The sequence below is a fragment of the Agrobacterium vitis genome, from assembly GCF_013426735.1.
In the GTDB taxonomy this organism is placed as follows: domain Bacteria; phylum Pseudomonadota; class Alphaproteobacteria; order Rhizobiales; family Rhizobiaceae; genus Allorhizobium; species Allorhizobium vitis_D.
In genome coordinates this window covers 334,452-349,892 of the sequence record NZ_AP023273.1, presented here as the reverse complement: position 1 = coordinate 349,892, position 15,441 = coordinate 334,452, and the positions used below count along the sequence as shown (strand labels likewise).

At 58.5% G+C, this 15,441-nt stretch carries 12 protein-coding genes; all 12 read left to right on the top strand.

What is annotated here, in order from left to right:
* Nucleotides 1–22 precede the first annotated feature (22 nt).
* Nucleotides 23–1,417, top strand: coding sequence for an amidohydrolase family protein (locus H1Y61_RS18915; RefSeq protein ID WP_235680939.1), 1,395 nt, complete (start codon nucleotides 23–25; stop codon nucleotides 1,415–1,417).
* Complete coding sequence (locus H1Y61_RS18910) at nucleotides 1,414–2,280, top strand: aromatic ring-hydroxylating dioxygenase subunit alpha (protein WP_180575047.1); 867 nt, start codon at nucleotides 1,414–1,416, stop codon at nucleotides 2,278–2,280. Before H1Y61_RS18915 ends, H1Y61_RS18910 begins: the two co-directional genes overlap by 4 nt.
* Complete coding sequence (locus tag H1Y61_RS18905) at nucleotides 2,280–5,426, top strand: molybdopterin cofactor-binding domain-containing protein (protein WP_180575046.1); 3,147 nt, start codon at nucleotides 2,280–2,282, stop codon at nucleotides 5,424–5,426. The genes H1Y61_RS18910 and H1Y61_RS18905 overlap by 1 nt, the downstream gene beginning before the upstream one ends.
* Nucleotides 5,423–5,908, top strand: a complete 486-nt coding sequence (locus tag H1Y61_RS18900) for a (2Fe-2S)-binding protein (protein ID WP_180575045.1) — start codon at nucleotides 5,423–5,425, stop codon at nucleotides 5,906–5,908. The genes H1Y61_RS18905 and H1Y61_RS18900 overlap by 4 nt, the downstream gene beginning before the upstream one ends.
* Nucleotide 5,909: 1 nt before the next feature.
* Entirely contained in the window at nucleotides 5,910–7,424 is a 1,515-nt protein-coding gene (locus H1Y61_RS18895; RefSeq protein ID WP_180575044.1) for an aldehyde dehydrogenase family protein, read from the top strand.
* Between the two features lie 160 nt (nucleotides 7,425–7,584).
* Nucleotides 7,585–8,292, top strand: a complete 708-nt coding sequence (locus tag H1Y61_RS18890; RefSeq protein WP_087729969.1) for a CoA transferase subunit A — start codon at nucleotides 7,585–7,587, stop codon at nucleotides 8,290–8,292.
* The gene (locus H1Y61_RS18885; protein ID WP_070147720.1) at nucleotides 8,292–8,939 is read left to right on the top strand and encodes a 3-oxoacid CoA-transferase subunit B; all 648 of its coding nucleotides are present in this window, start codon (nucleotides 8,292–8,294) and stop codon (nucleotides 8,937–8,939) included. The genes H1Y61_RS18890 and H1Y61_RS18885 overlap by 1 nt, the downstream gene beginning before the upstream one ends.
* Nucleotides 8,940–9,163: 224 nt before the next feature.
* Nucleotides 9,164–9,919, top strand: a complete 756-nt coding sequence (locus tag H1Y61_RS18880) for an FCD domain-containing protein (protein ID WP_180575043.1) — start codon at nucleotides 9,164–9,166, stop codon at nucleotides 9,917–9,919.
* On the top strand, nucleotides 9,916–11,055 hold the full coding sequence (gene lldD / locus H1Y61_RS18875; protein ID WP_180575042.1) for an FMN-dependent L-lactate dehydrogenase LldD: 1,140 nt from the start codon (nucleotides 9,916–9,918) through the stop codon (nucleotides 11,053–11,055). The genes H1Y61_RS18880 and lldD overlap by 4 nt, the downstream gene beginning before the upstream one ends.
* Nucleotides 11,056–11,467: 412 nt before the next feature.
* Nucleotides 11,468–12,307: a VOC family protein gene (locus tag H1Y61_RS18870; protein WP_180575041.1), complete on the top strand. Its 840-nt coding sequence runs from the start codon at nucleotides 11,468–11,470 to the stop codon at nucleotides 12,305–12,307.
* Between the two features lie 48 nt (nucleotides 12,308–12,355).
* On the top strand, nucleotides 12,356–13,207 hold the full coding sequence (locus H1Y61_RS18865; RefSeq protein ID WP_071204215.1) for a fumarylacetoacetate hydrolase family protein: 852 nt from the start codon (nucleotides 12,356–12,358) through the stop codon (nucleotides 13,205–13,207).
* Between the two features lie 192 nt (nucleotides 13,208–13,399).
* A complete protein-coding gene (locus H1Y61_RS18860; RefSeq protein WP_180575040.1) occupies nucleotides 13,400–15,043 on the top strand; it encodes a bifunctional 3-(3-hydroxy-phenyl)propionate/3-hydroxycinnamic acid hydroxylase in 1,644 nt (547 codons plus the stop codon).
* Nucleotides 15,044–15,441: the final 398 nt, after the last annotated feature.

Sequence of the window (15,441 nt, the reverse complement as noted above, 5' to 3'; positions counted from 1 at the left end):
AAGGAAGACCCTGGAGATGAGCATGACTTCGAGCGCAATGATCGTCACCGCCGACACTCTGTTGACCATGGATGCGAAAAACAGCGTCATCCCTGATGGCGCGGTCGCTATCGAAGAGGGTCGTATCCTGGCGGTCGGTTCGCTGGAGACAGTGAAGGCCAGCCATCCGGCTCTGCCGGTCAAGAAGATCGACAACGCCCTGCTGATGCCGGGGCTGATCAACGCCCATGCCCATTCCGGCTTCCTGCGCGGCACGGCGGAACATCTGCCGGTCTGGGACTGGCTGACCATCCATATAAACCCGATGCACCGCGCGCTTCTGCCGCATGAAGCCGAGGCGGCGTCCTTTCTGTGCTACGCCGAATCCGCATTGTCTGGCACGACGACTGTTGTCGATATGTGGCGCTATATGGATGGCAGCGCCCGGGCCGCACAGTCCATCGGCACGCGCCTTGTTGCTGTTCCGTATGTTGGTGAGCATCCCGATTACAATTATTTCGAAACGCTCGACAACAATGCGGCGATGATTGAGACCTGGCACCGCAAGGCGGGAGGCCGCATCAATGTCTGGGTCGGTCTGGAACATCTGTTTTATGCCGATGCGGCTGGCCAGCAGCGGGCTATCGCCATGGCCAAACAGTATAACACCGGCTTTCACACCCATTGTTCGGAAGCGGAAGTCGAGGTTGGCGGCTTTATCGACACCTATGGCAAGCGCCCCATGCATGTTCTGGAGGATCTCGGCTTCTTCGAGACGCCGCGCACCATGCTGGCCCATGCCGTCTGGCTGGATGAGGCTGAAATCGAATTGATTGCCAGATACAATGTCTCGGTCGCCCATAATCCGGTGTCGAACATGAAGCTCGCCTCCGGCATTGCACCGATTGCCGATATGCTGGCCGCTGGCATTCCGGTCGGTCTTGGCACGGATGGCGAAAAGGAAAACAACAATTTCGACATGTTCGAGGAAATGAAGACCGCATCCCTGCTCGGCAAACTGCGCCACCGCGATGCCGCCGCTATGGATAGCTGGCAATGTCTGCGCATGGCGACCATTCTCGGCGCCAAGGCTATCGGTCTTGAGGATGAAATCGGCTCCATCGAAGTTGGAAAGCGCGCCGATATCATTGCCGTGCGCACCAATACGCCGCGCATGACACCACTGTTTGCCGAGGGTCCCTATTTCAATGTGCAGCACAATCTCGTCCACGCGGTGCGCGGCGGTGATGTCGCCATGACCATGGTGGATGGTCAGGTGATCGTGGAAGATGGCGTGCTGAAGACCGGTGACGTCAAGGCGATCATTGCCGATATCCATGGCATGGCACCTTCACATTTTGCCCGCCGCGCCGCATGGCTTGCCGAAAACGGCGGCGGCACCAAGCAATGGATCAGCGAAGCGGAGGGTGTCAAATGAAGACGACCGACCGGGTCGCGCTTGACGATTGGTATGCGATCGCCACTGCCGGGGATGTCACGACCCAGCCGGTGAGGACAAGGCTGCTGGGCCAGGAGATCGAATACCGGCTGGGTGCGAATGGTGCGCCGCTGGTGCGAGAGGTGGGCGCGGACGGCTGCTATGGACCGGCCCTACCGTTCCAGGTGAAATACGGTTGCCTGTTTACCACGCTTGGCACACCGGGGAAGGACATTGTCGATATCGTGGAAGCAGAAGAGGCGGATCGCCGGTTCGTGCTGTGCGGTTGGGTGACGATGCGGGCATCGGGCCTGCGCGTCGTCGAGAATTTCCTCGATATGGCGCATTTTCCCTTCGTGCATACCGATATTCTCGGCTCCGAACCACATACCGAAGTGCCGCACTATCTGTCTGAAATCCGCCGCGATGTGGATGAGGTCTGGGCGACCAATTGCACCTTTTTCCAGCCGCGTATTGCCGCAACCGAAAGCGATGGCGATTTCGTCCAATTGACCTACCGGGTGCCATCGCCCTTCGTGGTGATGCTCTACCGGGTCTGTCCCACATCGCCGAACCGGTTGGATGCGATTGCCCTGTTCATCCAGCCGATGGAAGACGGACTTTGCCGCGCCCAGCCGGTGATGTATCTGGTCGATGCCGTCTCGCCGCACACGGCATTGCTCAATTTCGAGCAAGTGATCTTCCTTCAGGATCGGATCATTGTCGAAAACCAGCGTCCTTTACTGCTGCCGCTGGAGCCGCGGGCTGAAATTCCGACAAGGGCCGATTCCTCCTCCATTGCCTATCGCCGCTGGCTGAAGGAAAAAGGCCTTCGCTTCGGCACGACCGCAGGAGCCGCCTGATGGAGGTACTGGCCCCGGAGACGTTGGAGCTGGCGATCGCTGAGGCGCAGCAGCCGGGCGCGCGCATCGTCGCCGGAGCAACGGCGTTGCAACTGGAATGGGCAAAGGGTCTGGCGAAGCCGGAGCGGATGATCAGCCTTGCGGGGCTTTCTCCAGAGCTGTCGGGCATTGCGCAGGTCGGGGGGCATGTCCGCATCGGTGCGATGACACGGCTTGCCGATCTCCTGGCTTCGCAGGAGATCGTTACGGCTCTGCCCTTGTTGCACGCTGCCGTAAAGCTGGTGGCCAGTCCTGGGGTGCGCACTTTGGCGACCCTAGGGGGCAATATCGCTGGGCGCACTGGTTGTCTCTTGCCAGCTCTCCTGGTGCTTGATGCCATCCTGGAATTTGCCGCCCTGTCAGACCCTATCACCATATCCTTGGTGGAGTGGTTGGCGCTCCCGCCGCAGCCAGGCGCAATCCTTACGGCCATCCTGATTGCGCCGCAGGAGGCTGGGGAGCGTTTCATTTTTCGCAAGATCGGCTTGAGGGCTGCCTTCAGCCCGAGCGTCATCAATGTCGCTGGTCGTCTTCGGGCGGGGCAGCGCGGTATCGATGCTGCGCGGTTTGCCGTCGGCGGCGGCATCGTGCCGCCCGCTCGCCTTTATGATGCCGAAGCGCTTGCGGCTGGGGTTGCCGAGGACGGAATCGATTGGGTCGGGGTTCATCACGCCTTGATGGAGACGATCCAGGCCCCGGGCGATGGATTTCGCTCCGGTGCCTATCGGCGCTTGATTGCCGCGAATATGCTGTGTTTCGGGCTTGGTGGATTTCTGCCGGGTCGTGCGCCATCCGCTTCTCTCGCTCCGCCCATTGCCTTTGCCCGCCCGCCCGAAGGTGAACTGGCGTTGGAGCGCCTGCGGATGCCAGATCGCTGGCATATTCGCCCGGATGTGGAGCAGAAGATCCGGGGCGAACTGGCCTATCTGACCGATTATCGGAAGGAGGGCATGCTGGTCGGCCGCATCCTGCGCGCCGGAATTGCCCATGCGCGGATCCTGTCCATCGAGACGGCGGCGGCAGAAGCACTGCCGGGCGTTATCGCGGTTGTCACCCATCTTGACGTGCCGGGGCTGAATGCTTTTGGCATCGTGGTGCAGGACCAGCCAGCGCTCTGTTTCGACACGGTGCGCCATCGTGGCGATCCGGTCGCAGCGGTGGCGGCCGTCGATGACGAGACGGCGCAAAAGGCGCTGGCGCTGATCGACGTCCACTACGAACCACTGCCTGTGGTGGATGATATGGAAGCGGCTCTGGAGCCGCAGGCGGAACAGGTGCACGAAAGCGGTAATCTCCAGCGGGAAATTCTCTTTACCCGTGGCGATAGTGTCCAGGGTTTCGCCAAGGCCGCCCATGTCGTCGAAGAAACCTATATCACGCCCCGCCAGATGCATGGCTTCATGGAGACCGAGGGTGGCTATGCCTTTGTCGAGCCGGATGGGCGGCTGAACATGTGTGCTGGCGGCCAGCATGGCGGGCGTGACCGGCTGCAATTGTCGCGTATCCTTGGCTTGGACGAAGACGATATCCGGATGGTGACGTCGCCGACCGGCGGTGCTTTCGGCGGCAAGGATGAGCTTTCTGTCCAGCCGGTGCTGGCGCTTCTGGCGCTGAAGGCAAGGCGGCCTGTCAGGCTTCATTTGTCGCGGGCGGAGTCCATGCTTGCAGGACAGAAGCGCCACCCGATGAAGATCCGCATGAAAACCGCCTGCGACGCGCAAGGTATTCTACTGGCCCAGCAGGTTGATCTTGTGGCGGATGCGGGGGCGTATGCATCGCTTGGCCCGAGCGTTCTGGAAACGGCGCTTGAACATGCCATCGGCCCTTATGTGGTGGGCAATATCACCACGCGGGGCCGTCTCGCCTATACCAATAACGGACTTTGCGGCGCTTTTCGCGGGTTTGGCGCCAACCAGATGACATTTGCCGTCGAGTGTCAGATGGACAGGCTGGCAACTCTTTGCGGCCTTTCGCCTTTGGAGATTCGCAGGCGCAATCTGCGACAGCCCGGTACTCCCGGCACTCTGGGACAGGTGGTATCGAGCAGCGAACGACTGGAAGAAATGCTGGCCGCAGCCACGGCCTCCGTGCTTTGGCGCAAGCCGCAGGGCTGCGGTGTGGATCAGGAGTGGATGATTGGCACCGGCATGGCGCTGAATTATCAGGGCAATGGCCTCGGATCGGTCATTCCCGATCCAGCGGCGGGGAGGCTTGCGCTAACGAAGCAGGGTTTTATCGAAGGTGCATTCGGGCTGGACGAAATGGGGCAGGGGCTTTTACCGGCAATCTGCGCGGCCATTTCCGCAGAATTAGGTTGCGCGCGCCAAGATGTGCTCCCGCTGACTGGCGATACGCGGCTGGCCCCGGATTCCGGCTCCACCACCGCCTCGCGTGGCAGCCATGTCGTTTGGGCCTCGGTGCGGCTGGCCGCTCCTGAATTTCGCACACGGATGTGCCGTGCGGCGGCAGGACTGCTTGGCTGCGACCCTGCACAACTCGTTCTGGCACCCGGCGGATTTGCGGAGCCGGGCAGCCATAGCGGCACAATTTTGCTGTCCTATGCTGATCTCGCCGCAAGCTTGCCGGAGAAGGATTTGCCAAGCGTCACGGTGGCGTTTGATTTTCCAAAGACCGATTATATGGATGCCAATGCCCGCTTTGTCTTTGCCTTCGGCGCGTCGCTGGCGCGTGTCGCGGTCAGCCGGGTGACGGGAGAAGTGCGGGTGCTTGATCTTCACCAGCATTCTGCCGCCGGACCGATCATCGATCTTGCCGCTTATCTCGGTCAATTGGAGGGCGGTGCGGTGCAAGGACTGGGTTTCACGCTGACGGAGGATTGCCCGATGCAGGAGGCCGCCTATCTGACCGGCAATTTCGACACTTATATGCTGCCCGGCATTCAGGATGCCCCGCTCGGTCTGCATGTCTTTGCACTTGAGGATCTCGACCCCGGCGACGCGCTTGGTCCGCGCGGGGTCGGCGAACTCGGTATCGGTGCAGTCACACCGGCAATTGCCAATGCTATTGCGGCTGCCACCGGCTATTGGCCACCGGTCATGCCTGTCGTGCCGGAAACGCTTCTCGCACATCTCTCGGTGACGGCATGAACCTGGGCTTCACACTGAATGGCCAGAGGGTCGCTGTGGAGTGCCAGCCGGAGACGGGGCTCACCGAAATCCTGCGTGACAAGCTGCATCTGACCGCCACCAAGCTAGCCTGCGCCATTGGCCGCTGCGGCGCTTGTAGTGTGCTGTTGGATGGCAGGCTTGCCAATGCTTGCCTACTGATGGCCTGGCAGATCGACGGTGCCGATATTTTGACGGCGGAAGGGCTGGCCTCACATCCACTGGGACAGGCGGTGCGCGCCGGGCTGGCAGAGGAAAACGCCTTTCAATGTGGCTATTGCGCGCCGGGCTTTTCGCTGGCGCTGGTGGCCTTGTTTGCCGACAACCCGCAGGCTGCGGAAAAGGACATTCGCGCCGATCTGGAGGGCAATCTCTGCCGCTGCACCGGCTATCATTCGATCATCAGAGGGGCGTTGAACGCCGCTTGCCGCATTCGCGCCGCACACGCCATTTCCGGAGACTGACATGACCCTGGCACTCGACCCTATCGGCCCGAAGAACGAGGGCGCCAAAGCCTTTCTGGCCCGTCGCCGTAAGCAGATCCTGATCGGCGGCATCTGGCGTGATGCCAGTTCCCGGCAATGGTTCGAGACAGCCGATCCGGCCTCTGGCGAGGTTCTTGCCGAGCTTGCCGAAGGAACGGCTGCCGATGTAGACGAGGCCGTGGCCAGCGCCCGTGCCGCTCTCACCTCTCAGGCATGGAAAGGGCTGACACCCTCCCAGCGGGGCAGGCTGTTGTGGAAAATCGCCGAGTTGATCGATGCCCATGCGGAGGAACTGGCGGAACTCGAAACCCTTGATCAAGGCAAGAGCTTCAGGACCAGCCGGTTTGCCGAAATTCCGGCCAGCGCCGAACAGTTCCGCTATTTTGCTGGGTTCTGCACCAAGATCCTCGGCACCACCATTCCGACCTCTATCGGCTATCAGCCGCAGGGCAAGCAGATCTTTGCTTATACCACCCGTGAGCCTGTCGGCGTGGTCGCGGCAATCACACCCTGGAATTCGCCCCTGCTGATGGCGGCCATGAAGCTTGCGCCAGCGCTGGCCGCCGGTTGCACGGTGGTGCTAAAACCGGCGGAAGAAACCTCGCTGACGGCGCTGCGGCTGGGCGAGTTGATGCTGGAGGCGGGTCTGCCTGACGGCGTGGTCAATATCGTCACCGGCTTTGGCGAAACGGTGGGGGCGGCTCTGTGCACCCATCCCGATGTTGACAAGGTGGCTTTCACCGGATCGACCGAGGTCGGCAGGCTGATTGTGACTGCTGCTGCCGGTAATCTGAAAAAGCTGACGCTGGAACTGGGCGGCAAATCGCCTGCGATCGTCATGCCGGATGCCGACATGGCCCTGACCGTCGAGGGCATTGCGGGCGGCATCTTTAGCAATTCCGGTCAGGTCTGCGTTGCGGCCTCACGTGTCTATGCCCATCGCTCGGTTTGCGAACAGGTGGTGGAAGGGTTAGCAAAGGCCGCTTCCACGTTGCGTCTGGGTCATGGGCTTGATCCCGCCGTTGATCTGGGGCCGCTGGTCAATCGCCGTCAGGCTGACCGTGTGGCGGCCTATGTGGCGGAGGGGAAGGCAGAGGGTGCTGAAATCGCGGCGGGTGGCAGCCAGACAGGGGAAACAGGCACGTTTTATGCGCCGACCGTGGTAACGGGCGTGCGGCCCGACATGCGGTTGATGCGCGAGGAGATTTTCGGTCCTGTCGTTGCGGTAACACCCTTCGACGATGTCGAGGATGCCATAGCGTTTGCGAATGACAGCCCTTATGGGCTGGCGGGTAGTGTTTGGACCCGGGATCTTTCCCAGGCCCACCGATTGGCGGCGCAGGTCAAGGTGGGGACGATCTGGATCAATTGCCATTCCTATTTTTCACCTGAACTGCCGAAGGGTGGACACCGTCAATCCGGCTGGGGTTATGAGAATGGCGCGCCAGGCCTGGAAAATTATTTGGAAACCAAGACGGTCTGTGCGTTGATTTAACGTTGAAAGCTTTTCTACTTTTGAGATCAATGTTGACGATGTTTCTTTCCACCGTGCGCCGCTTTGCGCTTGCCGGACGCAGTGTGATGCAGTTTAAAGTTACTCTGGAGGCGCCAGCTCAAACAGGTTTCAGGACTGATTATTCAGGCGGGAGATACAGATGAAGAAAATATATGGTGACGCAAGCGCGGCCTTGGACGGATTGTTGTTCGATGGCATGACGATTTGCGCCGGTGGTTTCGGGCTTTGCGGCATTCCCGAACGCCTGATTGATGCGATTGTCGCGTCCGGGGTCAAGGATTTGACGATTGCTTCAAACAATGCCGGCGTCGATGGGCATGGGCTTGGAAAACTTCTGCGCACCCGCCAGGTCAAGAAGATGATTTCCTCGTATGTCGGTGAAAACAAGGAATTCGAGCGGCAATTTCTGAGCGGCGAACTGGAAGTCGAATTTTGCCCGCAGGGAACGCTGGCCGAGCGCATGCGGGCTGGCGGCGCGGGCATTCCCGGCTTCTATACGCGAACCGGCGTCGGCACCCAGGTGGCCGAGGGCAAGGAAACGCATATTTTCGATGGCGAAGTCTATCTGCTGGAGCGCGGCATCCGGGCCGATCTGTCGATCATCAAGGGGTGGCGCGCCGATGAGGCTGGCAATCTGATGTTCCGCAAGACAGCCCGCAATTTCAATGCGCCTGCGGCCACATCCGGCAAGGTCTGTGTTGCGGAGGTCGAGGAGATCGTGCCGGTCGGAAGCCTTGATCCCGATGCCATCCATCTCCCTGGCATTTATGTCCGGCGGATGATCAATGGTTCGCCTTATGACAAGAAGATCGAATTCCGCACCGTTACAGTAAGAGGAGCAGCCTGATGTCCTGGAGCAGAGATGAGATGGCGGCACGCGCCGCAAAAGAGCTCAAGGACGGTTTCTATGTTAATCTTGGCATCGGCATTCCGACGCTGGTGGCAAATCATATTCCGCCTGGTGTCGAGGTGACGCTGCAATCCGAAAACGGAATGCTGGGGATCGGGCCGTTTCCCTTTGAGGGTGAAGAGGATGCTGATTTGATCAATGCCGGCAAGCAGACGATCAGCGAATTGCCGTCATCCAGCTATTTTTCGTCCGCCGACAGTTTTGCAATGATCCGTGGCGGCCACATCGACCTGACGGTGCTGGGCGCGATGGAAGTCTCGGCCAATGGCGATATTGCCAATTGGATGGTTCCCGGCAAGATGGTCAAGGGCATGGGCGGCGCGATGGATCTCGTGGCCGGTGTCAAAAAGGTCATCGTGGTCATGGAGCATTGCTCCAAGGCAGGCGAGTCCAAGTTCATTCCCGAATGCACACTGCCGCTGACCGGGCTGAATGTTGTGGACATGATCATTACCGATCTCTGCGTATTCGTGCGGTCTGATCGTGCCGGAGCATTCCGACTGGTGGAACTGGCGCCTGAGGTTACCGTGGCCGATGTCCAGGCCAAGACCACAGCTGCTTTCGAGATCGCCGAAGGCCTTTAACCCAGGCTTCAAGCCAATCATGCCAAAGCCCCTACAGCGTTTGACTATGACGCTGTAGGGGCTTTTTTATTGGGCAGTCGTGACCTCTAAAGAGATCGCTCATAAAATTGGTCCTACCAATTTTATGAGCGATTAGTGAAAAAATCGTGATATTTGAGCATTAATCCGAATATTGCTTAATTCGTAGATTTTTGGTACGACCAATAAAACAAAAGGTTCTACCAATGTCGCTGATCGGGCGCATCGAAGCCATGATTGCTGAGCGCAAGCTCAGTCCGGGAGATCGTCTGCCGCCGGAGCGCAGCCTGGCGGCGGAGCTTGACGTCTCACGGTCGCGGCTTCGGGAGGCAATCCAGCAGTTGATCAGCCGTGGAATCGTCGTCAGCCGTCGGGGTGGGGGCACTTTCGTCGCCATTGAGGACGCCGCCCAATCGTTGGAACGGGCGCTGAAACCGCTTTTGCCGATGGTTCAGGGCGAGGCGGGGTATTGGCGCGATGTGATGGAAATTCGCAAATCGCTCGATACGGATGCTGCCTATTACGCGGCCTTGCGGGCCACGGACCTGGACAAGGAGCGGATGACAGTGGCCTTTGCAGCGATGAGCGCTACGGAAGGCGGCAATCCGCAGAGCCAGGCGCGGGCTGATGCGGCTTTTCACATGGCGATTGCAGAGGCCTCGCATAATGTCGTTCTGCGCCAGATTGTCGCCGGACTATCCGAGCTTTTACAGCACAGCATCGCGCAAAGCCTGATGCAGTTCTATCGCCAGCCGGACCTTGGGCCAGCGTTAGAGCGCCAGCATGGCCTGATTCTGGACACCATCCTGGCCGGTCGACCGGATGAGGCCCGCAAGGCAGCGGCAGATCACCTTGCCTTCGTTGAGGAAAACCTTCGTGTCATCGAGGACAACCGCGCGCGGGAGCAGCGAGCCTCAGAGGCTTTGCAAAGACCCGAATTTCAAGGGGAAAACCTATCATGATCATTTCGTCCTCGACTGATTACCGCGAGGCGGCCCGCCGCCGCCTGCCGCCCTTTCTGTTTCATTACATCGATGGCGGCGCCTATAGCGAGCACACGATGCGCCGCAATATTGATGATCTTGCCGATCTGGCTCTGCGTCAGCGGGTGCTGAAAAGCGTGGGCACAGTTGAAATTTCCACGACGCTTTTCGATGAAGAGCTGTCTATGCCGGTTATTCTCGCGCCCGTGGGACTGACGGGGATGTATGCAAGACGCGGCGAAGTGCAGGCAGCCCGCGCAGCGGAGAAAAAAGGCATTCCGCTGACGCTTTCGACGGTATCCGTCTGCCCGATCGAGGAGGTGCAGGCGGCCAGCAACCGTCCCATCTGGTTCCAGCTCTACGTGCTACGGGACCGTGGTTTTATGAAAAATGCGCTGGAGCGGGCCTGGGCGGCAGGTATCCGTAAGCTAGTGTTCACCGTTGACATGCCTGTACCCGGCGCCCGCTACCGTGATGCCCATTCCGGCATGTCCGGCCCGAATGCTTCTGCGCGCCGCCTTATCCAGGCCGTCATGCACCCCACATGGGCTATCGATGTCGGCCTGTTGGGAAAGCCGCATGATCTTGGCAATGTTTCGGCCTATCGACAGCAAAAAACCAATCTGGCCGACTATGTTGGCTGGCTCGGCGAAAATTTCGACCCCTCGATTGGCTGGAAGGATCTCGAATGGATCCGGGATTTCTGGAAGGGACCGATGCTCATCAAGGGCATTCTTGATCCGGAGGATGCGAAAGATGCCGTGCGCTTCGGCGCTAATGGCCTTATCGTCTCGAACCATGGCGGGCGCCAGCTGGACGGCGTTCTGTCTTCCGCCCGTGCCTTGCCAGCCATTGCCGCTGCGGTCAAAGGTGACCTGACGATCCTTGCCGATTCCGGCATTCGCTCGGGTCTGGATGTCGTGCGGATGATCGCGCAGGGAGCCGATGGCGTGTTGATCGGACGCGCTTTCGTCTATGCATTGGCCGCTGCCGGGCAGGCGGGCGTGGAGAATCTGCTCGATCTCTTCGCCAAGGAAATGCGGGTTGCCATGACGCTGACCGGCGCGCGTTCTATCGCCGAAATCTCACCCGATAGCCTGGTGCGTGGCCTCTGAAAACCCAGAGTTTGCCTTAGGAAACGTGGAGCCGGTTTTGCGGAAGATCCACATGGGGTTCGACGGAGGTCGGCTTGGATCACGTTGGTCGCGTGAATTTTTTGCAATGACTTTTCCGCATGTCCCTCTTTGCCGGGGCATGGATGAGGCGCCTGTGGCCAACAGCTGAGGTGCCCATTGATCAATGGTGATATTGACGTTTTGGAACAGCAAATGTCACGTCTCTGTCGTCCGCACGTTTCCTTTGATGTCTTCCGATAGCTGTGCATGGTTGCGTTCCGTCAATTCCCGTAGGAATGGGGTTCATGCGCCATACGGTGTGTATTTATCAAATTTTTTATTTTATCAATTTTCCGTATTGAATAATTATCAAAAAACGATAATTTATAAAAACATCATCAGGGAGGATCAAATGGCATTCACAGCCGTTCAAGCAGGTGCGTACCTGCATCACGTTGCATTCGAAAGCTCCAATCCTGAGCGTCTGGCGCGGTTCTATGCCGATGCCATGGACATGAAGCTCGAAAAGGTTGGAGACGAGTGGATTTGTGAAGGGCCAAAGCGCCGCTTCATCGCCGTTGCTGGAGCTGACAAAAAGCTGGCTTATTCCGGACTTGCTTGCCGCAATGTCGAAGGGCTTGCGCTTCTGCGGGCCCGAGTCGATGCCGAAGGCATTGCGGTGCTGGCCAGCCCTTCGCCCTATTTTGAAGATGGTGCATTCGCGGTTCGCGATCCCGACGGACGTATGGTGTGCTTCGGTGTGGCCAAGCCAGACAAGCCGGGCGCCAAGGGTATCCAGGGGCCAACGCAGCATCTGACCTATGCATCCGAGGATGTGGCCGCGTTTGTCGACTTTTACGTCGGCAAGCTGGGTTTCCAGCTGACAGACCGTGTGCTGCATGAAGATGGCCGGCTTGCCACCGCCTTCACGACCTCCAATCACGAGCATCACACCATCGCCTGCTTCTATACGCCGGGCCGCGTTGGCGTCGATCACCATTCCTACGAGGCTGGGGAATGGAACTATATCCGTGATTGGTGCGATCATCTGGCAACTCATGATATCCAGCTCAGCTGGGGTCCCGGTCGCCATGGTCCTGGCAACAATCTCTTCATTTTCATCACGGATCCGGATGGCAATTGGATCGAGATCTCGGCTGAACTGGAAGTTATCTACGATCGCGACACGATGGATTGGCCGCAGCATCCGCGCACGCTCAACAAATGGGGCGAAGCGATTCTTCGCTCGTGATCCGGTTGTCAGATCTCACTTCCAAGACCAATTCTAGGAATTAGTGACATGCAATTTTTAAGTTACACCCGGCTTGGCCGGGCCGGTTTCGGCGTTCGCGTCGACAACGGTATCGTTGATCTCACCGGCAGGCTCGCCGCCGATGTCGTCACGCTGAAACAAGCCATCGAAGCCGGTCTGCTCGAGAGCGCTCAGGATTATATCTCCGGGCGGCGAGCAGAGTTTACTGAGGCTGATATCGCGCTTCTGCCCGTTGTGCCGGATGCCGGCAAAATCCTCTGCGTCGGTTTGAACTATGAAACCCATCGTGCGGAAACCAAGCGGCCCGACGCCAAATATCCGACGATCTTCACCCGTTTCGCTGACACTCAGATCGCTCATCGCCAGCCAATCCTGAAGCCCCGTGTATCGGATCATCTGGATTATGAAGCCGAACTTGCTGTCGTCATCGGTCGCGGCGGACGCTACATCGCCGAGGAAAATGCTCTCGATCACGTGGCTGGCTATACCTGCTATAACGATGCAACCATCCGGGATTGGCAGCGGCATACGTTCCAATTCACGCCGGGCAAGAATTTCCCGGCAACCGGTGCATTTGGACCGCAGCTCGTAACCCCCGATGAAGTTGGCGATTACACGAAGTTGAAAATCACCGGCCGTCTCAATGGTCAGGTGATGCAGGATGCAACACTGGCCGATCTGATCTTCCCCATCGCCACCCTGATTTCTTATTGCTCGCACTTCACGCCGTTGCAGCCCGGCGACGTGATCCTCACGGGCACGCCAGGTGGTGTTGGAGATCGCCGGGAGCCACCCCTGTTCATGAAGGCGGGGGATGTTTTCGAAGTGGATATTCCCGGCGTTGGTTTGCTGGTCAACGCTGTCGGCACGGAGCCCTGAACAGCGCAGCCCTTAGCAGCACGGCCCTGGGGCGCGGGGCGGGAGGACTGCGCCACCCATCTACAGCATGGCGCCCTGGGTTCATTCGGACCCAGGGACGAAAAACTCTGTATTTGTAGGGTGTTGCAGTGAAGTTTAATAGACAGAACACGATGCGGGCGCTGTAACATTCAGCGTGGAGAGGAGGGCCTGATGAACGCCGAGGAACTTGAGACCGAAGTCGAGGTCGTCATTGTCGGGGCGGGTCCAACCGGACTGACCCTGGCTAATCTTCTGGGCGGCATGGGTGTGTCGGTGGCGCTTGTCGAGCGCAACCTGACCACGGTTCAGGAGCCGCGTGCCGTATCCATCGACGACGAGTCGATGCGAACCATGCAAGCTATCGGGTTGGAGGACGCGGTAGAGAAAATCGTGGTGCGCGGCTATGGCTCACGTTATCTTTCGCCGGCCGGCGAGTTGTTTCTGACCGTGGAGCCGACGTCGCGCGATTATGGTTTCGACAAGCGCAATGCATTTCAACAGCCGGAATTGGAAGCGCTTTTGCGCGAGGGGCTAGCCCGTTATCCCAATGTGATCCAGTTTTTTGGCTGGGATATGCAAACATTTTCCCAGACTGCGGATTCCGTTACCGTGGAAATCGCCCATGCGGCGAAAGGAACCCGCGTCATCCGGGCGCGCTATATGGTCGCCAGTGACGGAGGACGTTCCCCAACACGTGGAAAACTCGGCGTCCATCTTGTCGGCTCCACCTTTGTGGAGCGTTGGCTGATTGTCGATCTGGTACGGACGGAAAATCGTTTTCGTCATACGCAGGTCCATTGCGATCCTGCTCGCCCGTGTATATCGCTGCCCGGCCCGGACAATATCCGTCGTTACGAATTCATGCTGCATACCAATGAGGACGAGAAGGACGCGACTGAGGAGGCCTTTGTCCGTGGCCTTCTGGAGCGTGTTGGACCTGACCGGGATTGTGAATTTCGCCGCGTGCGGGTCTATACATTCCATGCCCGTCTGGCTGATCGCTGGCGGGACGGCAATATCTTTCTCGCCGGCGATGCCGCGCATTTGACGCCTCCATTTGCGGGGCAGGGAATGAATAGCGGCCTGCGTGATGCGCATAATCTGGCCTGGAAACTGGCGGAAGCATTGCGTGGCGATATGCCGTCCGATTTCCTGGATAGCTACGAGATTGAGCGGCGTCCGCATGCCTGGGAAATGATAGCATTGGCGCTGCGCATGGGGCAGGTGATGATGCCGGAAAATGGCATTAAGGCCCTTTTGACGAGGGCCGCTTTTCGTATCCTTGGGCTCTATCCGCCTGTCCGTGATTATTTCGCCCAAATGCGCTACAAGCCAAAGCCACGCTTTCGCCAGGGACTTCTATGGCCCGACTCCAGACCGGAGAAGGAAACCATGGTGGGTCGCCTCGTGCCGCAGCCCGTGGTGGAAGACAGCCACCGGCACCGCGTATTGCTTGACCGCGTCTTGCCGGATGGACCGGTTGCTCTGGTCTTTGATGAATTCCCTGACCGTGCTTTGTCCATCGATGTTATCAGGGCTCTGGAGGCGGCGGGTGCAACTGTGGTCGGTTTGACCCCTGAATGGATGAATCCCATTGACGGCATTTTCCCGGTTCACCGGGATGTTGGGCGACTGTTCAGCGCCGGTCCGATGAAATCCTATCTTGGCCATGTCCTTTTGCTGCGCCGTGACCGATATATAGCGGCAGCCACGCCTATCGCTGATGCCCTGCATCTGGTGGAAAAGCTGGGGATGCTTGGTCCACGCCCGGTGATCCGGGCAGAAGTAAAAAACTCTTTGGCTGCGGCATCCTAGTGCACTGACGCATTCACTTCGTTCATGCTTTCGTGCACTCATTTTTTGTTTATGCATCGATTTTTCCAAACTCGGCTGAGGCCTCCGTTTGGATCGATGCACTAGCGTTTATTCGAGAGCCAATCTGCAAGATACCGGCGCATCAGCCTGTTGTTGAGCGCCCGTGTGGAGAGCATGGTGTTTGCCGCAGAAGTTCGCCAATTCAGGCAATAAGAATACTGCTCTTCATATCTTCGCAGTTAGTTATAAAATATCATAAAATGATAATTAAAATTTTAAATACGAAATTTTATTAGATTTTATGATAATAAACTTGATAAAGCGCAGGAATTGATAATAATCGTTCTTGTCGTCGTGGAGAGCCTGGGACATCGGGAAATGTCGTCAGACACGTCAGA

Coding starts and splice junctions, on each gene's coding strand:
- H1Y61_RS18865 (WP_071204215.1), top strand. CDS start 12,356: ATGCAATTTTTAAGTTACACCCGGCTTGGCCGGGCCGGTTTCGGCGTT.
- H1Y61_RS18890 (WP_087729969.1), top strand. CDS start 7,585: ATGAAGAAAATATATGGTGACGCAAGCGCGGCCTTGGACGGATTGTTG.
- H1Y61_RS18870 (WP_180575041.1), top strand. CDS start 11,468: ATGGCATTCACAGCCGTTCAAGCAGGTGCGTACCTGCATCACGTTGCA.
- H1Y61_RS18880 (WP_180575043.1), top strand. CDS start 9,164: ATGTCGCTGATCGGGCGCATCGAAGCCATGATTGCTGAGCGCAAGCTC.
- lldD (WP_180575042.1), top strand. CDS start 9,916: ATGATCATTTCGTCCTCGACTGATTACCGCGAGGCGGCCCGCCGCCGC.
- H1Y61_RS18915 (WP_235680939.1), top strand. CDS start 23: ATGACTTCGAGCGCAATGATCGTCACCGCCGACACTCTGTTGACCATG.
- H1Y61_RS18895 (WP_180575044.1), top strand. CDS start 5,910: ATGACCCTGGCACTCGACCCTATCGGCCCGAAGAACGAGGGCGCCAAA.
- H1Y61_RS18905 (WP_180575046.1), top strand. CDS start 2,280: ATGGAGGTACTGGCCCCGGAGACGTTGGAGCTGGCGATCGCTGAGGCG.
- H1Y61_RS18900 (WP_180575045.1), top strand. CDS start 5,423: ATGAACCTGGGCTTCACACTGAATGGCCAGAGGGTCGCTGTGGAGTGC.
- H1Y61_RS18910 (WP_180575047.1), top strand. CDS start 1,414: ATGAAGACGACCGACCGGGTCGCGCTTGACGATTGGTATGCGATCGCC.
- H1Y61_RS18885 (WP_070147720.1), top strand. CDS start 8,292: ATGTCCTGGAGCAGAGATGAGATGGCGGCACGCGCCGCAAAAGAGCTC.
- H1Y61_RS18860 (WP_180575040.1), top strand. CDS start 13,400: ATGAACGCCGAGGAACTTGAGACCGAAGTCGAGGTCGTCATTGTCGGG.